Source organism: Rhodococcus artemisiae, from assembly GCF_036327795.1.
Classification (GTDB): domain Bacteria; phylum Actinomycetota; class Actinomycetes; order Mycobacteriales; family Mycobacteriaceae; genus Rhodococcus; species Rhodococcus artemisiae.
The window spans coordinates 434,689-456,910 of record NZ_JAUTXY010000001.1; the positions used below are offsets into that span (position 1 = coordinate 434,689).

The following is a 22,222-nucleotide window of genomic DNA, read 5'->3' on the forward strand; positions in this document are numbered from 1 at the left end:
GAAAGGCAGACCTGCGTGGTTTCCCTGATCACCGAAGGCAGCGCAACCGACAAGCACGGTCGCCCGTTCCATCGTCGCCGCTGGGTGCCCGCCGCACTCGCGGGTGCCGTCCTCGCCGCAGGCACGATCGTGGTCTGGACCTCGGTGTTCACCACGGCCGAGACAACGACGACCACGGTGGCATGCCCGGCTCCACCCACAGCACCGACCGATCCCGAGAGCCCCGCACCTGCCCCGCTCGGGCAGGTCGTGGACCGTTCGACCATGGTCGACGTCGATCCGGCCCCTCTGGCCGCCACCCGAGTGCGGGTGTTCAATGCGAATGGTGAGCGCGGGCAGGCGTCCACGGTCGCGGCACAGCTCAGCGACTACGGCTTTGCGAGTGCGCCGGATGTGCAAGCGGGTAACGATCCGGTGTATGTCGATCAGAACATGCAATGCCACGGTCAGGTCCGGTTCGGTGAGAGTGGTCGCGCTGCGGCGAATACCGCGCGCCTCGTCGCGCCGTGTGCCGAGTTGGTTCTGGACGATCGCCAGGACGACACGATCGATCTGGCGCTGGGCACGTATTTCCGCGACATGACGCCGAGCGCCGACGCCGAAGAACTGTTGCGCACGTTGCGGGAAGCGCCTGTGGGCGAGAAGTCCGCGCCTCTCGACGTGGAACTCCTCGACGCCGCACTCAACGCACCGTGCTGACCGCGCGCACAATTCACAAAATCGGGCAGAATTCCCTATTCGTCCGATTTTGCCCTGATTTCGGGGCCTGATTCACCGCAGTTCCCGAACGAAGAACCCGACGGCTGTTATGCGGGGACAGGTGCGGCTGCGCCGATTTCCGCAAGCACCGCCGCGAATTCGTCCGCCACGCCCGGAGCTGCGGCGGTCATGATCTCGCCATCGTCGCCGAATCCCGCAGGCAACCGGACCTCGGCGCCCGCTTCGGACGCAATGAGCGCACCGGCCGCCCAGTCCCAGGGATTGAGGCCGTGCTCGTAGTGAGCGTCGACCCGCCCCGACGCCACCATGCACAGATCCAGGGCCGCTGCTCCCACCCGACGGATATCTCGCACCCGCGGCAACAGTTCCGCCACCAACCGGCCCTGAATCGCCCTGCGCTCCGCCGAGTAGGAGAACCCGGTGGCGACGAGCGCAAGCCCGAGATCCGAGACAGGCGTGCAGCGCAGATTCGTCACTGCCCCGTCGGCATCGGTACACGTCGCACCAAGGCCGGCTGCCGCCGAGTAGAGGTCTCCCGACGCGACATCGACCACGGCGCCTGCCACCGACACCCCGTCGACCCGGGCCGCCACACTCACCGCATACGCGGGAATCCCGTAGACGAAGTTCACGGTGCCGTCGATGGGATCGACGACCCACTGGACCGTGGTCTCCCCTACGCCGCCTTCACCTGCGCCATGGCTGGCTCCGCTCTCCTCGCCGAGGAATCCGTCGCCAGGCCTCAACTGTCCGAGGCGACTGCGGATGAGGTCCTCGGACTCGGTGTCGGCGATGGTGACCGGATCGGTGTCGGTGGACTTCGTCTGCACCGAATGTCCCTCACCACCTGACGGCCGGTCCGAACCGAACAACTCGGCACGGCGACGACGCACATGTGCGGCTGCTTCCAGTGCAACGGTGACGGCGACCGCTCGGAGCGCGGCGGGATCGGAGTCGGACACGGCGCGGGAATCGTTGATATCGGACACTCGCCCATCGGAACACACGCGCATCGCCCGCACCACCCGCCCAAATCGTGACTTTCGAACTATCGTTGCCCCACGAGCGTTGCGGCCGACCGACCAGTGTTGCGGACCGACCCGGAGAGTGAGTACCTCATGACGCAGGGAACAGCCCCCACCTCGACCGACTCCCCCGGCGTGGGATTCGGCGTCGACGTCGGCGGCAGCGGAGTGAAAGGCGGCCTGGTCGACCTGTCGACAGGTCGGTTGATCGGCGACCGGATCAAGATCCTCACGCCACAACCGTCGACTCCCGACGCCGTGGCCGGCACAGTGGCCGAGATCGTCGAGCAGGCAGGTTGGGACGGCCCCGTCGGTATCACTCTCCCGAGCGTGGTGGTCGGAGGCGTCGCCAGGACAGCCGCCAACATCGATTCCTCGTGGATCGGGACGGACGCTCGATCCCTGTTCTCGACCGCGCTCGACGAACGACACGTCACGGTCCTCAACGATGCCGACGCCGCGGGCATCGCCGAGGATCGGTTCGGCGCAGCGGCCGACACCGACGGCGTGGTCATCCTCCTGACCTTCGGTACCGGTATCGGCTCAGCAGTCCTGCACAACGGTGTCCTGCTCCCGAACACAGAATTCGGACACATGGAGGTCGACGGCAAGGAGGCCGAGCATCGTGCCGCCTCGTCGGCAAAGGAGCGCCACGACTGGTCGTACAAGCGGTGGGCCCAGGAGGTCTCCCGGGTCCTGGAGCGCTTCGAGGCCCTGCTGTGGCCCGATCTGTTCATCGCGGGCGGTGGAATCAGCCGCAAGCACGAGAAGTGGATTCCGCTGCTGACGAACGACACTCCCGTGGTGCCGGCCGAACTGCGCAATACCGCGGGGATCGTCGGCGCTGCATACGCTGCGAAAACAGGCACCACTCCTTGAGTCCGGCACATCCTCGGTCACAGGGATCGTTACAATGGTGCACAGCCGGCCGGAACCCGGCCTGATCCCGACAGACCTCTCCGCCGGAACACCTCTGGCGCGACGCCGCACTACCTCGTCACGAAAGGGCGTACGTGGCAGCCACCGACATCCACACCGCTGATTCACAGAAGGAATCGGCACCCGTCGCGGACGCTTCGGGCGCCGCCGACGCTGCAGACACTGCGACACCCGCGGCGAAGCCACCGGCCAAGAAGGCCGCCGCGAAGAAGGCACCCGCCAAGAAGGCCGCCGCGAAGAAGGCGCCGGCCAAGAAGGCCGCCAAGAAGACTGCGGCGAAGAAGTCCGCAGCCAAGGGCGGGAAGCCCGGCGACGACGACTTCGACGGTGCAGCCGAACCGGAACTCGAAGACATCGACGTGTCGGAAGGCGAACTCGTCGCCGGAGATACGCCGGTCGAAGACGACGAGCCCAGCGAAAAGGACAAGGCGTCCGGCGATTTCGTGTGGGACGAAGAGGAGTCCGAGGCGCTGCGCCAGGCGCGCAAGGACGCCGAGCTCACCGCCTCCGCCGACTCGGTCCGCGCCTACCTCAAGCAGATCGGCAAGGTTGCGCTCCTCAACGCAGAGGAGGAGGTCGAGCTCGCCAAGCGCATCGAGGCCGGCCTGTACGCGACGTTCCGCTTGCAGGAACTCGCCGCGAAGGGCGAGAAGCTCCCCGTTGCCCAGCGCCGCGACATGAACTGGATCTGCCGCGACGGCAATCGCGCCAAGAACCACCTCCTCGAGGCCAACCTTCGACTTGTCGTCTCCCTCGCCAAGCGTTATACGGGCCGCGGTATGGCGTTCCTGGACCTCATCCAGGAAGGCAATCTGGGCCTGATCCGTGCGGTGGAGAAGTTCGACTACACCAAGGGCTACAAATTCTCGACGTACGCGACGTGGTGGATCCGTCAGGCCATCACCCGCGCAATGGCCGACCAGGCCCGCACCATTCGCATCCCTGTGCACATGGTCGAGGTCATCAACAAGCTCGGTCGCATCCAGCGCGAGCTGCTCCAGGATCTGGGTCGCGAGCCCACTCCCGAGGAACTCGCGAAAGAAATGGACATCACGCCCGAGAAGGTGCTGGAGATCCAGCAGTACGCGCGTGAGCCCATTTCGCTCGACCAGACCATCGGCGACGAAGGCGACAGCCAGCTCGGCGACTTCATCGAGGATTCCGAGGCGGTCGTCGCGGTCGATGCTGTGTCGTTCACGCTCCTTCAGGATCAGCTGCAGTCCGTCCTCGAGACGCTTTCCGAGCGTGAGGCCGGTGTCGTGCGACTGCGCTTCGGCCTCACCGACGGCCAGCCCCGCACTCTCGACGAGATCGGCCAGGTCTACGGGGTGACTCGTGAACGCATCCGCCAGATCGAGTCGAAGACCATGTCCAAGCTGCGCCACCCGTCGCGGTCCCAGGTCCTGCGCGATTACCTCGATTAGTCACGTAGTTCCACCGGCCGGCGCAAGGTGGGCTACAGGCGGTTCGGAACGGCGGAGGGGCATCATCGCCCCTTCGCCCCTTCGCCCCTTCGCCGCTCTGCGCGTCAGGCCGCGATCACAGGGATGAGAATCGTCCGTCGTCACCCGGCCGGAAGTCGGCCACCTCCACGACCGCGCCGACCGGCAGCGGCCCGTACAAATGCGGAAACCTCATCGACTCGGGATCCTCCGGCACCCCCGGCTCGAACCGCACGTCTGCGGTCAGGCGGGACGGATCGATGTGGAGCAGGACAAGGTCCGTGCGCCCATGGAACAAACGATTCGCGGGCAGGTGGACCTGATCGGGCGTCGACAGGTGGACGAAGCCCATGTCGTCCAGCGACGGGGGTGTGACGGCGCCTGTCACACGGGCACGAAGCCACTCACCCCTCGGGCAGATGTGAAGCAGAGTTCCACTCATGCCCCCATTCTTCGCTCCGTCGAAGCGCGGACGGCACCGCGACGCGCCGTGCGTTACTGCTGCGCTGTGAGCGAACAACCGCGCTGTGAGACAACCAACAGATTCGCAAATGCCCACGTCCTGGGGTTTCTCCAGGTGAATTCGTGAAACACAACACGAATCGACGATGAGGGGAACAACCCACGAACGCGAATCGTCTGTAAGAGTAGATCTACCGCGCTACCCCCGGCGCGGCGGACCAGACCCCAGGCGACCGTTGTCGAAGGTGGCCAGTTTGGAGGAGTCATGCCCGGTACGTTGACCACCCCGAAGTTGACCGCCGCCGACAGGTGCGATCGGTGCAATGCCGCCGCTCGCGTACGCGCCGTCCTTCCCACAGGCGGCGAACTGTTGTTCTGCGGTCATCACGCCAACGAACACACCGATCGGCTCCGTGAGCTCGGTGCCACGATTGTCACCGAGGCCGACGCCGACGCAACCGTCTGATCCGCCGTCCGGAACCCACGGTTCCGCGACCGACCCCGAAAACGGGCGACTGCTTTCCAGCAGTCGCCCGTTTTCCTCGTTCACGGCCGAGTCCTCACCACAGTCGGTTCGTCACCAGCTCCGCAGAATGGCGATGCGGTCGCGCAACTGCTCGGCGCTCGCCATGGCGGTCGGTGGGCCACCGCACTGACGCCGGAGCTCCCCGTGGATCACGCCGTGCGGTTTGCGCGTGCGATGGTGCACGACCGCCACCAAGGAATTGAGTTCGCGTCGCAATTGGGGAAGCTCATCGGCCGCAGCGACCCGTTCCGCCACCTGCTGTGGCGGGGCCGTCGGCGCCTGCTGGACCGCAGGTTTGTCCAGCTGCTTCTCCTGCCGCTGACGCAACAAGGCCCTCATCTGGTCTGCGTCCAGCAGCCCTGGTAGACCGAGATAGTCCGCTTCCTCGTCACTGCCCGAGAACGTGGCGGTGCCGAAGGAGGAACCGTCGTAGATCACCTGGTCGAGTTCGGCCTCCGCACCGATCGAGGTGTAGGCCTTCTCGTCCTCGCCGGGCTCGTCCTTCCTGCGATTGGCGTCGGCGAGCAGTTCGTCGTCGAAACCTTCCTTGACCCGATGCGGCTTGCCCAGAATATGGTCGCGTTGCGCTTCGAGCTGGCTGGCGAGCTCGAGCAGCACCGGCACCGACGGCAGGAACACGCTGGCCGTCTCGCCCTTCTGCCTCGCGCGCACGAAGCGGCCGATCGCCTGAGCGAAGAACAGTGGGGTCGATGCGCTGGTCGCGTATACGCCGACGGCGAGCCGCGGGACATCGACACCTTCCGACACCATTCGGACGGCAACCATCCACCGCTGGGTTCCCGCGCTGAACTCGGAGATCCGCGAGGAGGCGGTGGGGTCGTCGGACAGCACGACGGCGGGTGATTCCCCGGTGAGGCGTTCGAGCGTCTTCGCATAGGCGCGAGCGACCGTCTGATCGGTCGCGATGACGAGGCCACCGGCATCCGGCATGCCCCCTGCACGCAATTGTTCGAGGCGGGTGTTGGCGGCACCCAGTACGGCCGGCACCCAGTCGCCCTCCGGGTCCAGCGCGGTACGCCACGCACGCGCCGTGTGCTCGGCGCTGAGCGGCTCACCGAGCCGGGCGGTGTACTCATCCCCCGCGCTGGTCCGCCAGCGGGCCTCACCGGAGTAGGCGAGAAATACGACCGGCCGCACGACGCCGTCTGCGAGCGCATCGGAGTACCCGTAGGCGTGGTCGGCCTTCGATTGCATCAGGCCTTCCTCGTTCGGTTCGTACGTCACGAACGGTATAGCGCTGTCATCGCTACGGAACGGTGTGCCGGTCAACGCCAATCGTCGTGTCGCGTCGCCGAATGCCTCGAGGATCCCCTCACCCCAGCTCTTGGCATCGCCGCCGTGGTGGATCTCGTCGAGGATGACGAGCGTGCGGCGCGCTTCGGTGCGTACACGGTGCTTGAACGGGTGGGATGCGACCTGCGCGTAGGTCACGACGACACCCTGGTAGTCACTCGAGGTCTGCCCCGTGGAGTTGGTGAAGTTCGAGTCCAGCGCGATGCCGACTCGTGCCGCTGCCGACGACCACTGGTGCTTGAGGTGTTCGGTCGGTGCAACGACCGTGACCTGATCGACGGTCCGGTCCTTCAACAGTTCCGACGCGACCCTCAGCGCGAATGTGGTCTTACCGGCCCCAGGCGTGGCCACCGCGAGGAAATCGCGAGGTTTGGTGGCGAGGTACTTGGTCAGGGCGCGACGCTGCCACGCGCGCAGCTGTCCCCCCGATGCGGAGGTCGTAGCCTGTCCGACGGTTTCGATGCTCACCGGTTCTTCGTGCTCCTTGTCCGCTCAACTCCGGTCGGCGACGGTAGAACTCGAAATTCCGGTGACCGACCGCCATGCAGCCTATCGCCTCAGCCCACCGATCGACGCCTCGAACCGCCAGGCCGATGAGGATCGGAAGTGATGGTCGTGACAGAATCCGAGACACCGACAACCGCATGTGGGGCGCGCATTACGCCGTGTCATCAGGAATGCTGGAAGTAGATGAACACCACAGCTGCGCCTCCCGCGAAAGGACCGCGCCGTATCCGGCGCGCCGTGCGCGCGTGCGGTCGGGTACTCGGCCACACCGCGCAATCCGCGTGGAACCACTCGATCTTCAGCAAGGCCGCGACAGCGGCGTTCTGGCAGACCCTGTCGCTGCCCCCGCTGCTCCTGGGACTGCTCGGCAGCCTCGGCTACGTGGGCGGATGGTTCGGCCCCGACATCCCCGACATCATCGTGTCCAAGATCGTCACGTTCACTCGCACCGCATTCAGCGACAGTGTCGTCGACGAAATCATCGCGCCGACCGTCTACGACGTGCTCAATCGCGGGCGCGCGGATGTGATGTCACTGGGCTTCATCCTGTCGCTCTGGGCAGGCTCGTCGGCGATCTCCACGTTCGTCGATTCGATCGTCGAAGCACACGGCCAACAGGATCACCGCCATCCGGTCTGGCAGCGCGTGTTCGGCCTGTTGCTGTACGTGATGTTTCTCATCCTGGCTGTCGTCACACTGCCTTTGGTGGCGCTCGGACCGACGATGATCGGCCGCCTGCTACCTCAATCCTGGTACACGATGGGGTCGCAGATCGTCGACACCTTCTACTACCCGGGAGTCGGGCTACTGTTGCTCGTCGCCCTGACCACCTTGTACAAGGTGGCGCTGCCGAAGTCCTTGCCTTGGCACCGACTACTCGGTGGCGCGGTTCTCGCAGGAGCGTTCTTCATCCTCGCAAGCGCAGGACTGCGCAGGTATCTGACGTGGATCGCCGAGCACGGGTACACCTACGGGGCTCTGGCCGCGCCCATTGCGTTCCTGCTGTTCACGTTCTTCCTCGGTTTCGCCGTCGTCATCGGAGCCGAGTTCAATGCGACTGTCCAGGAAATGTGGCCCGCGCGAGCAACACGGATCGAGCAGTGGCGTGTGTGGCTCGCCGAGCAGGCCGACAAGCAACCGTCACCTGCGGAAGGTCCGGTCACCAACCTGACGCGGCGGATCACGATGGCGAGTCCGATCCGGCTCACCGATCTTCTGCGTTCCGATCAGCTTCCCGGCTACGACGATGCGTTCGGGTCCGACGAGCAAGTGCCCGCCGCGTGCCCGATAGACCGTCCGGACCGCTCGGCTGCGTCAGCGCACCCGCCGTCCGCGCACGACGAATCGGCCGAGGAGGCTTCGATCACCTCGGCCGATGACGGTCCGGTCTCGCCCCGAGACCCCGAGCCGGCGGAGAACGCTCCGCTGACTCGACTACCTCAGTCGCCCTTGCGCAGGCCGTCGTAGACCTTCTTGCATTCGGGGCACACCGGGGAACCGGGCTTCGCCGACTTGGTGACCGGGAAGACCTCCCCGCACAGCGCAACCACGTGGGTGCCCATAACGGCGCTTTCAGCGATCTTGTTCTTCTTCACGTAGTGGAAGAACTTGGGAGTGTCGTCGCTGGTGGTTTCGTCGGTGGTGGTATCCGGCCGTTCCTTGATATCCGTACTCACGTGTCCATGATGCCGCACCGAGACCCCGGACCGGTATGTGCATTCGATCTATGGGCGTGGGAAGGTAGTAGATATGGCACGAACACCTGGTTTCGGCGGATCCCACGAGAGCGGATCGCCCGATAACCCGGTCCTGATCACGGAGGCGGAGGCGTCTCTCGAGGACCAGCACCGAGCGCGGGTCCGTAAATACATGACATTGATGGCGTTCCGAATTCCCGCCCTGATCCTGGCCGCCGTCTCGTACGGCGTGTGGGCGAACCCGTGGATCGCGATGGCGATCATCGGGCTCTCGATCCCCCTGCCGTGGATCGCGGTACTGATCGCGAACGACCGGCCACCGCGACGGAAAGGCGAGCCGAGTCGCTGGGACGGCCGGCGTCAGGAGCTCGCGGAGCTCGAGGCATACGAGCACCGTGTGATCGACGGCTGACCCGACAGGGGACACGAACGCCGGCACACGTCCGGCGACGGGCGCTCAGCATCCGCATGGGCGCGTCATCGTGTGGTGCGTACAGCTGCGAGAATGCTCCCGTGGACCGCGACCTACTCCTGTCGATCTGCCCCTCCCTACGTAGTGCGTTGACCCGGTGTCGCTACGACATCGACAACGTGCGCGAACTCCTGGGCGCCGAAGCTCACGCCGCACTGGGGCGCAGCGAACCCGTTGCCGCGCGCCGCGCCACGCGCGACGCGGGTGATCTGGGTGTGTTGGTGCGTCTGTTCCTCTTGCAGGATGCCTGCCCGGCCGGCGAGGTCGCCTCGGCTCTCGCACCTCTGGACCTCGACGACGCGGTCGCCGCGGGGCTGCTCGAACGCGACGCGGATTGCGTGTTGTCCGCGCTGGATCTGCGGCCGCTGGGCGCCGGCGGAGGCAATCTCTGGGTTCTGTCGGACCTGGACGGTGCGCTTCGCTCTGCGCCGACCCGTCCTGATCACGTGCTGGGGGTCGGGCAGGCGTCCCTGTCGCTGTTGCAGGCCACCCCTGCTGATCCTGTCGGTTCCGTGCTCGATCTCGGCACCGGATGCGGAGTCCAGGCAATCCACGCGACCGAGTACGCCGACACGGTGACCGCGACCGACATCACTCCGCGGTGCCTCACTCTTGCCGCGGCCTCTGCCGCGCTGAACGAACTGAACCTCGAACTGCTCGAAGGCTCGTGGTTCGAGCCGGTGGCGGGACGCCACTTCGATCGAATCGTCGCGAATCCGCCGTTCGTGGTGAGCAGCGGCCAGGTGGAGCACAGCTACCGTGATTCGGGACTCGATCTCGACGGTGCGAGCATGCTGATGCTCTCGCAGGCCGTCGACCACCTCAACCCGGGAGGGACCGCATGCATCCTCGCATCATGGGTCCATATCGAGGGCCAGGACTGGCGGGCACGCGTCGCGTCGTGGTTGCCCGCGCACGGGGTGGACGCGTGGATCGTGCAGCGTGATGTCGCCGACCCCGCCCTGTACATCGGGACGTGGCTCCGGGACGGCGACGCCGATCAACGCGACCCAGCCGTCGCCGTGCGCGCCGAGGACTGGTTCGACCACTTCGCACGCAATGGCGTGGAAGGTGTCGGTTTCGGGTTCGTCTATCTGCGACGCACGGATGAGCCCTCGGATGTGCTGGCCGAAGACCTGCGTCATGCCTTCACCGATGCGCTCGGCCCTGAATCGCTCGACTATTTCGCACGTCTCCGGTGGCTCCGGGATCACGACGTCCTCGAAGCACGATTCCGGGTACGCGCCGACACCGCGCTCGAGCGTGTGTTCCTGCCCGGCGAAGAGGGCTGGGCCGAGGTCGTCACACGGCTGCATCGTGGAGGTGGGCCTGCGTGGCAGCACGAGGTGGACGACCTGGTGGCGAACCTGCTCGGTGGCCTGCGTGCCGATGGCCTCCCGCTGGGTGATCTGGTCGGTCTGCTCGCGGCAGCACACGGAGAGGACGAGGACGAGCTGGCGGCCATGGCGGTACCCCTGATACAGGGACTCGTCCGTCACGGTCTCGTCGAACCGGTGTAGGTCCCGGACGGTGTAGGTCCCAGGGATCAGGCACAGTTCCCGCGACGGCGTCCTCCGCGGATCTCTCAGCAACTTCTCAGACGAGCATCCAGATTTGTGCAGGTCGCAGCACTGGGGCGCGGGAACCGGTGGGAACTTTCCCGGGTGACTCGAGCGTTGAACCCTGTGAGACACCACCGATGAGGAGGCACGTCATGGCACGCCCCGCAACAACCGCTCGAGTCAATTCCGACCTCGACAATCAAAGTCCCGCCGCCGATCTTGTACGCGTTTATCTGAACGGCATCGGAAAGACGGCACTGCTGACTGCAGCGGACGAGGTCGAACTGGCGAAGCGGATCGAGGCCGGCCTCTACGCCAAGCACGTGCTCGAGACCAAGAAGCGTCTCTCACCTGCAAAGAAGCGTGACCTTGCGATCGTCATACGCGAGGGCCAGGCGGCTCGTAGCCACCTGCTCGAAGCGAACTTGCGCCTCGTGGTGTCGCTCGCCAAGCGCTACACCGGACGCGGAATGCCGCTACTCGACCTGATCCAGGAAGGCAACCTCGGCCTCATCCGGGCGATGGAGAAGTTCGACTACGCGAAGGGCTTCAAGTTCTCGACGTATGCCACGTGGTGGATCCGCCAGGCAATCACGCGCGGCATGGCCGATCAGAGCCGCACCATCCGGCTCCCTGTCCATCTCGTCGAGCAGGTCAACAAGCTCGCCAGGATCAAGCGGGAACTGCACCAGCAGCTCGGCCGCGAGGCCACCGACGACGAACTGGCGGAAGAGTCCGGCATTCCGGTGACGAAGATCGCTGATCTGCTCGACCACAGCCGCGATCCGGTGAGCCTGGACATGCCGGTCGGCAGCGACGAGGAAGCACCGCTGGGAGACTTCATCGAGGACGCCGAGGCGACCTCCGCCGAGACCGCGGTGATCGCAGGACTCCTGCACAGTGATGTCCGTAGCGTTCTCGGAACCCTCGACGAGCGGGAGCAGCAGGTCATCCGCCTGCGGTACGGGCTCGACGACGGCCAGCCGCGCACGCTCGACCAGATCGGCAAGTTGTTCGGTCTCTCGCGCGAGCGCGTGCGGCAGATCGAACGCGAAGTGATGGGCAAACTCCGCGAAGGCGAGCGTGCGGAACGCCTCCGCGCATATGCAAGCTGACCGGGCGCGTCAGCTGTAGCGATCCCCGAGAACCGGGCTGGGTTCTCGGGGATCGCGCTATCGAAGGGCTGCTCTGTTCGACGATCGCACTTGCTCGATCGATCACCCGATGTGTTCGATCACCGCAGCCGGCGCGGCCCCAGGTCGAGCGGGTGCTGCGGTTCCGGGCCGACACGCAGGTGCGCGTCGGTGAGTTCGGCCCCGATCGGAGACGCCAGCACCGGTTCGCACACGAGTTCACGAACCTCTGGGAGGTCGTCGGCGAGCGCCGAGATGCGCTGCACGATATCGACGAGCGCAGCGCGATTCGCCGGTGCTGCATTGCGGTAGCCGGTCAACAGTGGCGCGGCCTTGGGCGCGTCGATCAATTCGACTGCTTCGTCCTCGGTCAGCGGCAACACCTGGTAAGCGCGGTCACCCAGCAGATCGGAGATCACGCCCGCGACACCGAAGGAGATCAACGACCCGAATGAGGGGTCGTCCTGCACCCGAATCGCGCATCCGATCCCCTTGGTCGCCATCTTCTGCACGTGCAGCAGCGGCTCCCCGGACACCGCGGCGAGGTCACGGTAGGCAATCCGGACCGAATCGTCGTCGACGAGATCCAGTCGGACACCGGTCAGATCAGGCCTGTGACGCCATTGTGCCCCCGTGGCCTTGACCGCCACCGGGAAGCCGATTTCGTGGGCCGCAGCGACCGCTTCGTCCTCGGTGGTCACCGAGCGGAACGGGGCGATGTGCACGCCGTAGCACGCGAGCAGCAACGCAGCCTCGGTGTCGGACAGGTAGCGCCCGTTCGGCGTGGTGTCGAGCCAGCCGTCGACGAGCGTGCGGGCACGCTCCGGGTCGATTCCCGCCGGACGTACGACCTGTGACTGCGGGCGAGATCGCCACTTGGCGTACCGCCACGCGCGTGCCAGCGCAGTCGCGGCCCGTTCCGGCCCGGGATACGAGGGCACCGACCCCCTGACCGGGTTGCCCTCCTCATCGCGGACCGCGAGGACGTCGGGGATACCCTCGGTCGCAAGGAATGTGGTGACCACCGGCTTCACTGCACCTGCCACCGCATCGCGCAGTGCCTGTGCGTAGGGCTCCACCGTCACCGCGACCGGGGGAACGAACACCGCGATGACCGCATCGATCTCAGGCGCTCCGACCGCCTGGGTGACGGCTTCGGCGAACTCCTCCGGGGTGGCCTGCGCACCGAGATCCACTGCGTCGGCGGGCTTGAGGCCTTGCCCTCGCGCCGCATCCACAGCGAGCACCCCGAGCGCCGTGGAGTTACCCACCACCGCGACCCGGGGACCCACCGGCAACGGCTGATAACTGAACAACAACGCCGAATCGAACAGCTGCGCAATGGATTCGACCTGGACGACGCCGGCCTGCTCGAACAGGTGACGCACGATCGCGTCGTCCATCTCGCCCGTTCGGGCCTCGAGCGCGGGGGGCACCGCGTGCCGACCCGATTTGACCGCGACGATCGGCTTGCTCCGAGCGACGCGACGCGCAATGCGTGAGAACTTGCGCGGGTTGCCGAAGCTCTCCAAGTAGAGGAGCACCACTTCGGTTGCGGGGTCGGTGTCCCAGTACTGCAGCAGGTCGTTGCCCGACAGATCGGCGCGGTTGCCCGCCGACACGAACGAGGACAGCCCCACTCCCGTCTTGGCGGCCTCGTCGAGAATTGCGATGCCCAACGCACCCGACTGGCAGAAGAATCCGACGTTGCCCGCGGCCGGCAGAATCGGGGCGAGTGTCGCATTGAGCCGGAACGCCGGATCGTTGTTGGCGACTCCGAGGGCGTTCGGTCCGATCAGCCGCATCCCGTGAGCACGTGCGGCGTGCGCCAGGCGCCGTTCCGCATCGCGCCCCTCGGGTCCGGTCTCACCGAATCCGGACGACACGACGAGAAGCGCTTTGACGCCTTTCGCAAGGCAGTCGTCGAGGACCGCGTCGATCGATTCGGCGGGGACCGCGGCGATCGCGAGGTCGATCTCGTCGGGGATGTCGCGCACCGTCGGGTAGGCACGCACACCCCGTACCGACCGGTGTTCGGCGTTGACAGGATAGACCGGACCGGTGAATCCGCTGCGCAGCATGTTCACCAGGACGGCGTTGCCGACCTTCCGGCTGTCGGTGGAGGCACCGATCACTGCGACGCTTTCCGGGCTCAGGATGTTGCGGACGCTACGAGCCTCGGCGGCGCGCTCGCGCGCGTTGCGTACCGAGACGAGCGCCTCGGTGGGATCGATGTCGAACTCCAACCGCACCACACCGCCCTCGAAACTGCGGCTCACCTGGTACCCGGCCTCACGGAACACCGAGATCATGTGACGGTTCTCGGCGAGAACCTCGGCAACGAAGCGACGAAGTCCGTTCTCCGCGGCAGCTCCAGCAAGATGCTCGAGCAGGATGGGCCCCAGCCCGCGCCCCTGATGCGAGTCCGACACGGTGAATGCAACTTCGGCGGAGAGACCGTCCCCCTCCGACGGAAGCCCTTCGTAGCGGCCGACCGCGATGATCTCGTCGCCGAGCAGAGCCACGAACGCCACCCGTTTGCGGTGATCGACGACGGTGAAATTGAACAGGTCGCGTTTCGAGATGGTCGGATAGGGCCCGAAATAGCGGAGGTATCGCGTCCGTTCGGACAGCTTGCCGTGGAATTCGACGATCTTGTCGGCATCCTCCGGAACGATCGGCCGCAGATGGACGACACCTCCATCGGAGGCAAGCACATCGGCAACCCAGTGCCGGGGATAGTCACGTGCGACCGCGAGTGCCCGCTCGCGCTCGGGATCGACACCCACATCGGATGTCCGAATCGACCCGTCGCCCGCAGGTGTCCGCGTGCTCTCCGAATCAGTCACGAGGATCCTCCGGGTCCAGCCCGAGAAGCGGGAAGCTTGCTCGGCGCGTAGCGATGATCGCGGAATCGATTCGGGTCAGTGCGCGATCGAGAGACGCCACACCGGTTTCGGGTGTGCCACCGGGACCGTCCCACGGTAGGTAGGACAAGTCGGCTCCTTCACCCATTTCGGTGGGAAGTTCGACTCCCGGGGCCATCGCTCCGACACGTTCACGCCAGTCGTCGGGAACCTTTGTGGTGAGGTCGATCTCACGGTCGAGCGCCGCGGCGATCAGATGCGTCCATGAGCGTGGCACAACTCGGACCAGGCCGTATCCTCCCCCGCCCAACGCGAGCCAACGCCCCTCGCAGTACCGATCGGCGAGGTCACGCATCACGAGGTACGACGCGCGTTGCCCGTCGACGGTGAGCGACAGATCGGCCAACGGATCTTCGCGGTGGCTGTCGGCTCCACACTGACTGATGAGGATCTGCGGACGAAACGCGGCGATCGCACCGGGCACTACAGCGTGGAACGCCCGCAACCACAACGAATCAACCGTGCCGGGGAGCACAGGCAGATTGATGGCGGTGCCCTCGGCCGCGCCCGCCCCGACCTCACTCGACCAGCCGGTGTTCGGCCACAGCGTCGCGGGGTGTTGGTGAATCGACACTGTCAGCACACGCGGGTCGTCCAGGAACGCGTGCTGGACCCCGTCGCCGTGATGGGCGTCGACGTCGACATAGGCGATGCGGTCGTAGCCCTGATCGAGCAACCACGAGATGGCGATCGCTGCGTCGTTGTAGACACAGAAGCCGGCAGCCCAGTCCGCCATCGCGTGGTGCATGCCGCCACCGATGCTCACCGCCCGGCGGGTTCTGCCGGACACGATCTCGCGGGCAGCGGCGAGCGTGCCCCCCGCCAGTGTCGCGCTCGCCTCATGCATTTTCGGGAAGATCGGATTGTCTTCGGTACCGAGACCGTGCGGTGTATCGGCCGGAGGCTCCGCCCCGGCGGGCGCCGAACCTGCCTTCTTGACGGCGTCGACATACCCGGAGGTATGGATTCGGAGCAGATCTGCGTCGTCCGCAGGGTCCGGACGCACCGTTTCGACGCCCTCGAGCAGCCCGATACTGCGCGTCAGTGCCATCGTCAGATCGAGCCGGGTCGGGTTCATCGGATGGCTCGGACCCCACCGATAGTCGAGGTAATCGGGACTCCAGACCACCACACGGTCGCCGCCCAGATGTGTCGAACCGCCTGCCGCGGTGGAGCTCGTGGTCATGAACACAGACGCTACTTGCCCGCCTCGGGTCGCGCGAGCATCGGACCTCACCCACCACCCCAACGGCACGGTTAGAATCGGGCGCAGACGAAGGGGTGTGAGAGTGAAGGACCTGGTCGATACAACGGAGATGTATCTCCGGACGATCTACGACTTGGAGGAGGAAGGTGTGGTGCCCCTGAGGGCACGCATTGCCGAACGCCTCGAACAGAGCGGTCCGACGGTGAGCCAGACCGTCGCCCGTATGGAACGCGACGGATTACTGCGCGTCGCAGGAGACCGTCATCTGCAACTGACGGAGAAGGGTCGAGATCTTGCCGTCTCCGTCATGCGTAAGCACCGTCTCGCAGAACGGTTGCTCGTCGACGTGATTGGGCTCGACTGGGAGAACGTGCACGCCGAGGCGTGCCGCTGGGAGCACGTGATGAGCGAGGAGGTGGAACGTCGCCTCGTCGAGGTACTCAACAATCCGACCACCTCGCCGTACGGCAATCCCATCCCCGGGCTCGCGGAGCTGGGTATCGACAAGGCCGTCATCTCCGACGAGAAGCTGGTCCGATTGACGGAGATCCCGAGTGGGCAGCCGACCGCCGTCGTGGTGCGCAGGCTCGCCGAGTACGTCCAGTCGGACCCCGACGTGATCGCTCGACTGCGTGAGGCGGGCGTCGTGCCCGACGCACGCGTTACAGTCGAGACGCGTCCGGGTTCGGTGATGATCACCGTGACCGGTCACAGCACATTCGAGCTTTCCGACGAGATGGCCCATGCCGTGCAGGTGAAGCAGGTCTGACGCCTGCCTCTTCCACCGGCCCGGCGGGCCGGTGGAAGAGGAGACCCAGCGTGAGACTTCTGGTGACCGGCGGCGCCGGCTATGTGGGCAGCGTGTGCAGCACAGTGTTGCTCGAGAACGGCCACGACGTGGTCGTCGTCGACGACCTGTCCACCGGTAACGCCGACGCCGTCCCGTCCGGTGCCGAGTTCATCCACGCCGATATCGCCGATGTAGCCGCAGAGGTGCTGGGCGCCGGAAGTGGTTCACCTCGGTTCGACGGTGTTCTCCACTTCGGCGCGCAATCACTCGTCGGGGAATCGGTCGAGTTCCCCGAGAAGTACTGGCAGGGCAACGTCGTCACCACGCTCGCACTGCTCGAAGCGATGCGGTTGTCCGGTACACCGCGGCTGGTCTTCTCGTCGACCGCAGCCACCTACGGCGAACCCGAGCAGGTGCCGATCACCGAGGATGCACCCACCCGGCCCACCAATCCGTACGGTGCCTCCAAACTCGCGATCGATCATGCGATCTCCTCGTACGCCCACGCCCACGATCTCGCCGCGACCAGTCTTCGCTACTTCAACGTGGCGGGAGCTTATGGGGGCGCCGGCGAGAATCGTGTCGTCGAGACACATCTGATCCCACTCGTGCTGCAGGTCGCCCTGGGCCAACGCGAGCGCATTTCGGTGTTCGGGACGGACTGGCCGACCAAGGACGGCACCGCGATCCGCGACTACATCCACGTCAAGGACCTTGCCGACGCGCACATGCTGGCACTGTCGAAGGCAACTGCGGGATCGCACCGCATCTACAACCTCGGCAGCGGTGAGGGCTTCACCGTGCGCGAGGTCATCTCGTCGTGCGAGCGAATCACCGGACTCCCCATCTCCGGTGCCGATGCACCCCGACGCGCCGGTGATCCTGCCGTGCTGATCGCGTCGAGCGCGCGCGCGATCGATGAGCTCGGATGGAAGCCCGAACACACGGACCTCGACGAGATCGTCGCGGACGCCTGGGAATTCATGCGAAATCTCGGTGATCGCGCGCACGCTGCCCGTCGCTGATCATTCCGGCGGACCCGGCGGGGGCAGCACCACGCCCAGTCGGGCGGCTATCTCATAGCCGGTGTCGGCGAGCCCTCGGATGGCTTCGGGACGCAGTCCGGCTTGCAGTGCCTGGTCGAGGAGATCCGAGAGACGATGTCGGGGGTTCGATTCCAGCGCCACGCCGAGCGCAACGCCCGCGAACGGGCCGTCTCCTCGCACGTAGGCACTGAAGGCGACGAGTGCGGCGGCGTCGGCTCGTTCCGGATCCGGTAGTACACGGGCAAGCTCGACCCACATGCGTTCGGCAGCACGCGACTGCGCTCCTGCCGCCAACGCGAGCACCGAGTCGCGGACTGTCGGATTTGCCAGGAGCACAGCCACTTCCGCGCATTCCCGATCTTGGAGCCCGGCACCGTCACCGAAGGCAGCGAGACGCCCGAGTAGTGATTCGAGTTCCATTCGATCTGCGCGGTCGGCGCCGCCGGCCCGTGCCGCGTGCTCGTACGCCAGGTCGCGGGCATCGATCACGTCGTCGATGCACTGCCCCACCCGACGGCGACGCTCCTGCGGCGAGGGAGCGAGCAGCGCTTCGAGTTCGTTCCGCGACCGCCGGATCGGGCTACCACCGAATACTCGTGTGGCGGCAACGACCGAACTCTCGGGATCGGGAATTGTCCCGTTCACTTCCCCTTCGGGCGCGAACCACATGCGCCCGCGGGCAATTTCGGGGGTGGCGTGAACCCCGGCCACTTCGATGCCGGACAGTGCGAGTTCGTCGGCGAATTCCTCGACCAGTCGCACTGCGGCACCGGAAGCATGGTTGTGTGGATGGTCGAGTCTGTCATCGACGAGCACCACCAGCACGGCGCGCGCCCCTTCACGGACGCAGACTGTGCAGAATCTCTCGAATGCGGCGCTCATCGCGGCAGGAATCGGTTCGTCAACGCGTGGCAGCAGAAGGTCGTGCCGCATGATGGCACCGATCGCGTCGCCTCGCCCGTCGTTGTTCGGTGATTGTTGCGCGGGAGAGAGGCTCAACACGAGGAACGAGCGTGTCGGGTGGAAGCCGAGCATGGCGGGAACTGCCGCGAGGAGTTCACCGATGTCCGACAGATGCAGTGGCTGGGAGGAGGATGTCGATGCGGTCATGCCCAGCACGATCCATGGTCGAGCCCACCGAAATCCGTCCTCGGGCACGGAATCCGCGAATCTGTGGATGGATGCGGCGACTGTGGACAACCAGATCGCCGAGCCGGTGCCCGGGGGGCAGGGGCTGCGGAAAGTGTCGGCACAGAATGTTAGCGTCGCACCCCGTGGGGTGGATGCACGAAGAGCGTCATCGTGCACCTGAGGTACCCCGGTCAGCCCCCGAACGCGTACACCACCGCGTCGTGGAATGCGATGTCGAGGGCGTCGCGGTCGACGTCGCGGTCGTCGAAGGTCATGTAGGTCACCAGAATCCTGGCATCTCCGAGTTGAGCGCCCCGGGTCTCCATGGACTGGGTCAGCTCGTGGCCGGGCTGCCCCGAGGTCACAGTGCGGGTGTACGCCAACGTCCGGACGCCACCTATCGGTGGAAGCGGATTCGACGCGGCGACGGTGGTGACGGTAGAGGTCACGCCCCGGTGAGTGACATCGACCTCACCACACTCTCCGAGGTGTTTCCTCAGTTCGGGGAGTTCCGGGGCCGGGACCACCACTTCGACGCTGATGGTGGCTCTGCCGTCCGCGGAGGTCCCCACGGCCATCGCGGTCCCCTCGGGGCCGTAGTTCTGCGCGAGAGGGAGACATCCGGGTGGCTCGACCTTCGCTCCCACCGGAATCCCGGCCAGGTCGGGAGCAGCCTGTGCCACTGCCGAAGGAGGCAGCGTCACGGCCTGGTACGAGGCGTGGAACCGTTCGGGGGGCAGCAGAAGCGCAGCGGGCAACGGCAGGTCGAGGGTGGGATCGGAAATCCCGGTCACGGAGATGGCATTCGACGCGGATTCGGGCGTTGCGGTGCCGGCCACCGTGGTCGAGCATCCCGATGCAGTCACGATCAGCGCCGCAGTGACGATCAGCGCCGCACACATGACCACACGACCCATATGCCGCTCACGCCGGCGACGCACTGCGTTCACGGCCACCCGAACCTCCGCTGTTCCCATTCACACGGAGCAGAACACCCCGTCGAGCGCTGTTCTCGGTTCAATTAGACTCGAACACCACCATGCCACGCCGGTGCGCCACCGGGCAGAAGGCTACGACGACCTGATCGGAGTGGTTCGGATATGGACGAGCAGTCCCGGATGTACGAGCTGGAGTTTCCCGCTCCTCGACTGACATCGGCCGATGGGCAAGGCCCTGTGCTGGTGCACGGGCTGGAGGGTTTCTCCGATGCCGGGCACGCTGTGCATCTGGCCACCACACATCTGCGAGAGCAGCTCGAGACGGAGGTCGTGGCGTCCTTCGCCGTCGACGAACTGGTCGACTACCGATCTCGTCGGCCGATGATGACGTTCGAATCGGATCATTTCTCCGAGTACGCAGCGCCCGAACTCAACCTCTACGCGCTCGTCGACAACGCGGGTACCCCGTTCCTGCTGCTCGCCGGCACCGAGCCGGACCTGAAATGGGAGCGATTCATCACGGCGGTCCGCCTGTTGGCAGAGCAGTTCGGGGTCCGTCGCACGATCGGCCTGAACTCGATCCCCATGGCGATCCCACACACCCGTCCGCTGGGGGTGACCGCCCATTCGACGAACAGGGACCTGATCGCTGATCATCACCGCTGGTCCGGTCAGCTGCAGGTCCCGGCGGGCGCGTCGTCGTTGCTCGAGTTCCGGATGGCGCAGCACGGGCACGAGGCCGTCGGGTTCTCGGTACACGTCCCGCACTACCTGGCCCAGACCGACTACCCGGCTGCCGCCGAGTCGCTGCTGATCAATGTCGCCGAGGTCGGGAATCTCGACCTTCCGCTCGGGGCGTTGGGCGAGGCTGCCGCGCGTGTTCGTGAGCAGGTCGACGAGCACATCGAGGGCAATGAGGAGGTGCTGTCGGTCGTGCAGGCGCTCGAACGGCAGTATGACAGCTACGTGGCAGCACAGGAGCAGCAGTCCACTCCCCTGCCGACCGATGAAAGCCTCCCCAGTGGGGACGAGCTCGGGGCCGAGTTCGAACGATTCCTCGCCGAGTACGAGCGCAGGGACGGCGACACGGACTCCGAGTCCTGACAGCGGTCCCAGAGAGTCGGGTCTCCGCCTGAGAATCGGGAGGGTTCGGCGCGACCGATGCAAGAACCGGCCCGGTATCGCTACTGCGGCATTACATACCGGTCACGATCGTTATTGCTGGCGTCACATACAGAAAGTATGCTCGGCCGGCATGCAAGGCTGAGCACACAACGATCACCTCCCGAGCCAGATCGGAGACCGGCCGGCTACAGCCCCGTGGACACGGCAGGAGAGACTGATGGCTACATCGCGAGCGCGTACCTTGCGTCCAGTTCCCGATACGGAACCACGAATGGTCTTCCGGACAATTCACGGGTACCGACGCGCCTTCCGCCTCGCAGGCAGCGGTCCGGTGCTGGTGTTGATCCACGGTATCGGAGACAACTCGTCCACCTGGCTCGACGTCATTCCACATCTTGCGAAGAAGTACACCGTCATCGCCCCCGATCTGCTCGGTCACGGGCGTTCCGACAAGCCTCGCGCCGACTACTCCGTCGCCGCATACGCCAACGGTGTTCGCGACCTGCTGTCGGTACTCGGTGTCGAGCGAGCCACGATCGTCGGCCACTCCCTGGGGGGCGGCGTTGCGATGCAGTTCGGCTACCAGTTCCCGGAGATGATCGAGCGGCTCGTGCTGGTTTCGTCCGGTGGTGTTACCAAGGACGTCCATCCAGCCCTGCGGCTGGTGTCCTTGCCGGGGGTGAGCGACCTGCTCAGACTGCTCAGAATTCCGGGTGCAGTGCCTGCGGTGAAGCTCGCAGGCGCCGTCCTCGGCCACATCAACGGCTCGCCGCTCCGACCGGGAACGCTGCTGCACGATACGAGCGATCTCGTCCGCATCCTCTCCGGTCTGCCCGATCCGACCGCGTACGAGGCCTATCTGCGCACCCTGCGGGCGGTTGTCGATTGGCGCGGTCAGGTGGTGACCATGCTCGATCGTTGCTATCTCACGGAGGATGTCCCGGTGCAATTGATCTGGGGTGACCGCGACAGTGTGATCCCGGTCGGGCACGCATACCTTGCGCACTCGGCCATGCCGGGGTCGCGGCTCGAGGTGTTCCACGGTTCGGGGCACTTCCCGTTCCGGGACGACCCGATCCGATTCCTGCGAGTCGTCGAGGATTTCCTCGACTCCACCGCGCCGCTCGCGTTCGACGAGGAGAAGTGGCGTCAGCTCCTGCTCACCGGGGTGAGCGAATCCCGGATCACTGGTGGCCCGGCCACCCGCACCGCTGTCCTGGGAGCGATGGGATCGGACGAACGCAGTGCGACGTAGGACC

At 65.9% G+C, this 22,222-nt stretch carries 20 protein-coding genes; 12 read left to right on the top strand and 8 right to left on the bottom strand.

The genetic code is table 11. The features are described 5' to 3' along the window. Window positions 1-15: 15 nt before the first annotated feature. Complete coding sequence (gene cei, locus Q7514_RS02170; protein ID WP_330131615.1) at window positions 16-699, top strand: envelope integrity protein Cei; 684 nt, start codon at window positions 16-18, stop codon at window positions 697-699. A 107-nt stretch (window positions 700-806) separates the two neighbouring features. Here cei and Q7514_RS02175 read toward each other — a convergent pair whose 3' ends face one another. Continuing rightward, the gene (locus Q7514_RS02175; protein WP_408016015.1) at window positions 807-1,733 is read right to left on the bottom strand and encodes an inositol monophosphatase family protein; all 927 of its coding nucleotides are present in this window, start codon (window positions 1,731-1,733) and stop codon (window positions 807-809) included. A 105-nt stretch (window positions 1,734-1,838) separates the two neighbouring features. Here Q7514_RS02175 and ppgK point away from each other — a divergent pair, with 105 nt between their 5' ends. Together ppgK and Q7514_RS02185 are read left to right on the top strand one after the other, a co-directional pair. After that, complete coding sequence (gene ppgK, locus Q7514_RS02180) at window positions 1,839-2,624, top strand: polyphosphate--glucose phosphotransferase (protein ID WP_330131616.1); 786 nt, start codon at window positions 1,839-1,841, stop codon at window positions 2,622-2,624. A 134-nt stretch (window positions 2,625-2,758) separates the two neighbouring features. Continuing rightward, window positions 2,759-4,108, top strand: coding sequence for an RNA polymerase sigma factor (locus Q7514_RS02185; protein WP_330131617.1), 1,350 nt, complete (start codon window positions 2,759-2,761; stop codon window positions 4,106-4,108). 115 nt (window positions 4,109-4,223) lie between these two features. Here Q7514_RS02185 and Q7514_RS02190 read toward each other — a convergent pair whose 3' ends face one another. Further along, the gene (locus Q7514_RS02190; protein WP_330131618.1) at window positions 4,224-4,568 is read right to left on the bottom strand and encodes a DUF952 domain-containing protein; all 345 of its coding nucleotides are present in this window, start codon (window positions 4,566-4,568) and stop codon (window positions 4,224-4,226) included. A 285-nt stretch (window positions 4,569-4,853) separates the two neighbouring features. Here Q7514_RS02190 and Q7514_RS02195 point away from each other — a divergent pair, with 285 nt between their 5' ends. Further along, a complete protein-coding gene (locus Q7514_RS02195; protein ID WP_054714459.1) occupies window positions 4,854-5,054 on the top strand; it encodes a DUF7455 domain-containing protein in 201 nt (66 codons plus the stop codon). Between the two features lie 111 nt (window positions 5,055-5,165). Here the strand turns inward: Q7514_RS02195 and Q7514_RS02200 are convergent, their stop codons facing one another. After that, window positions 5,166-6,896: a DEAD/DEAH box helicase gene (locus Q7514_RS02200; RefSeq protein WP_330131619.1), complete on the bottom strand. Its 1,731-nt coding sequence runs from the start codon at window positions 6,894-6,896 to the stop codon at window positions 5,166-5,168. A gap of 222 nt (window positions 6,897-7,118) precedes the next feature. Here Q7514_RS02200 and Q7514_RS02205 point away from each other — a divergent pair, with 222 nt between their 5' ends. Continuing rightward, the gene (locus Q7514_RS02205) at window positions 7,119-8,402 is read left to right on the top strand and encodes a YihY/virulence factor BrkB family protein (protein WP_330131621.1); all 1,284 of its coding nucleotides are present in this window, start codon (window positions 7,119-7,121) and stop codon (window positions 8,400-8,402) included. Here Q7514_RS02205 and Q7514_RS02210 read toward each other — a convergent pair. Beyond that, complete coding sequence (locus tag Q7514_RS02210; RefSeq protein ID WP_054714474.1) at window positions 8,375-8,611, bottom strand: DUF3039 domain-containing protein; 237 nt, start codon at window positions 8,609-8,611, stop codon at window positions 8,375-8,377. The two genes, Q7514_RS02205 and Q7514_RS02210, sit on opposite strands and share 28 nt — an antisense overlap. 73 nt (window positions 8,612-8,684) lie before the next feature. Between Q7514_RS02210 and Q7514_RS02215 the strand changes: the two genes are divergently transcribed. The 3 genes from Q7514_RS02215 (at window position 8,685) to Q7514_RS02225 (ending at window position 11,781) form a co-directional block, all read left to right on the top strand. After that, window positions 8,685-9,044: a DUF3099 domain-containing protein gene (locus Q7514_RS02215; protein ID WP_330131623.1), complete on the top strand. Its 360-nt coding sequence runs from the start codon at window positions 8,685-8,687 to the stop codon at window positions 9,042-9,044. Between the two features lie 101 nt (window positions 9,045-9,145). Further along, entirely contained in the window at window positions 9,146-10,624 is a 1,479-nt protein-coding gene (locus Q7514_RS02220) for a DUF7782 domain-containing protein (RefSeq protein WP_330131624.1), read from the top strand. A 194-nt stretch (window positions 10,625-10,818) separates the two neighbouring features. Continuing rightward, window positions 10,819-11,781 (top strand): sigma-70 family RNA polymerase sigma factor, encoded by a 963-nt coding sequence (locus tag Q7514_RS02225; RefSeq protein WP_132470281.1) that lies wholly within the window; start codon window positions 10,819-10,821, stop codon window positions 11,779-11,781. A gap of 119 nt (window positions 11,782-11,900) precedes the next feature. Here Q7514_RS02225 and Q7514_RS02230 read toward each other — a convergent pair whose 3' ends face one another. Together Q7514_RS02230 and Q7514_RS02235 are read right to left on the bottom strand one after the other, a co-directional pair. Then, window positions 11,901-14,588 (bottom strand): bifunctional acetate--CoA ligase family protein/GNAT family N-acetyltransferase, encoded by a 2,688-nt coding sequence (locus Q7514_RS02230; protein WP_330131989.1) that lies wholly within the window; start codon window positions 14,586-14,588, stop codon window positions 11,901-11,903. 52 nt (window positions 14,589-14,640) lie between these two features. Beyond that, window positions 14,641-15,912 (bottom strand): acetoin utilization protein AcuC, encoded by a 1,272-nt coding sequence (locus tag Q7514_RS02235; RefSeq protein ID WP_330131625.1) that lies wholly within the window; start codon window positions 15,910-15,912, stop codon window positions 14,641-14,643. Window positions 15,913-16,015: 103 nt separating this feature from the next. Here Q7514_RS02235 and Q7514_RS02240 point away from each other — a divergent pair, with 103 nt between their 5' ends. Then, entirely contained in the window at window positions 16,016-16,702 is a 687-nt protein-coding gene (locus tag Q7514_RS02240) for a metal-dependent transcriptional regulator (protein ID WP_330131626.1), read from the top strand. 50 nt (window positions 16,703-16,752) lie between these two features. After that, window positions 16,753-17,748, top strand: a complete 996-nt coding sequence (galE, locus tag Q7514_RS02245; RefSeq protein WP_330131627.1) for a UDP-glucose 4-epimerase GalE — start codon at window positions 16,753-16,755, stop codon at window positions 17,746-17,748. Here galE and Q7514_RS02250 read toward each other — a convergent pair whose 3' ends face one another. Together Q7514_RS02250 and Q7514_RS02255 are read right to left on the bottom strand one after the other, a co-directional pair. Next, window positions 17,749-18,879 carry a DUF4192 domain-containing protein gene (locus Q7514_RS02250; RefSeq protein ID WP_330131628.1) on the bottom strand — a complete coding sequence of 377 codons (1,131 nt, stop codon included), beginning with the start codon at window positions 18,877-18,879 and terminating at the stop codon, window positions 17,749-17,751. A gap of 212 nt (window positions 18,880-19,091) precedes the next feature. Further along, window positions 19,092-19,856 (bottom strand): DUF5642 family protein, encoded by a 765-nt coding sequence (locus Q7514_RS02255; protein WP_330131629.1) that lies wholly within the window; start codon window positions 19,854-19,856, stop codon window positions 19,092-19,094. Window positions 19,857-20,000: 144 nt separating this feature from the next. On the opposite strand from Q7514_RS02255, the gene Q7514_RS02260 reads away from it, so the two are divergent. Then, a complete protein-coding gene (locus Q7514_RS02260) occupies window positions 20,001-20,942 on the top strand; it encodes a proteasome assembly chaperone family protein (RefSeq protein WP_330131630.1) in 942 nt (313 codons plus the stop codon). A gap of 238 nt (window positions 20,943-21,180) precedes the next feature. Beyond that, a complete protein-coding gene (locus Q7514_RS02265; RefSeq protein ID WP_330131631.1) occupies window positions 21,181-22,218 on the top strand; it encodes an alpha/beta fold hydrolase in 1,038 nt (345 codons plus the stop codon). The last annotated feature ends 4 nt before the right edge of the window (window positions 22,219-22,222 follow it).

Excerpts from the sequence above, each read along its gene's own strand:
- Q7514_RS02175 (WP_408016015.1), bottom strand. The coding sequence starts at position 1,733 with ATGCGCGTGTGTTCCGATGGGCGAGTGTCCGATATCAACGATTCCCGC.
- ppgK (WP_330131616.1), top strand. The coding sequence starts at position 1,839 with ATGACGCAGGGAACAGCCCCCACCTCGACCGACTCCCCCGGCGTGGGA.
- Q7514_RS02190 (WP_330131618.1), bottom strand. The coding sequence starts at position 4,568 with ATGAGTGGAACTCTGCTTCACATCTGCCCGAGGGGTGAGTGGCTTCGT.
- Q7514_RS02195 (WP_054714459.1), top strand. The coding sequence starts at position 4,854 with ATGCCCGGTACGTTGACCACCCCGAAGTTGACCGCCGCCGACAGGTGC.
- Q7514_RS02205 (WP_330131621.1), top strand. The coding sequence starts at position 7,119 with ATGAACACCACAGCTGCGCCTCCCGCGAAAGGACCGCGCCGTATCCGG.
- Q7514_RS02215 (WP_330131623.1), top strand. The coding sequence starts at position 8,685 with ATGGCACGAACACCTGGTTTCGGCGGATCCCACGAGAGCGGATCGCCC.
- Q7514_RS02225 (WP_132470281.1), top strand. The coding sequence starts at position 10,819 with ATGGCACGCCCCGCAACAACCGCTCGAGTCAATTCCGACCTCGACAAT.
- Q7514_RS02235 (WP_330131625.1), bottom strand. The coding sequence starts at position 15,912 with ATGACCACGAGCTCCACCGCGGCAGGCGGTTCGACACATCTGGGCGGC.
- Q7514_RS02250 (WP_330131628.1), bottom strand. The coding sequence starts at position 18,879 with ATGACCGCATCGACATCCTCCTCCCAGCCACTGCATCTGTCGGACATC.
- Q7514_RS02260 (WP_330131630.1), top strand. The coding sequence starts at position 20,001 with ATGGACGAGCAGTCCCGGATGTACGAGCTGGAGTTTCCCGCTCCTCGA.
- Q7514_RS02265 (WP_330131631.1), top strand. The coding sequence starts at position 21,181 with ATGGCTACATCGCGAGCGCGTACCTTGCGTCCAGTTCCCGATACGGAA.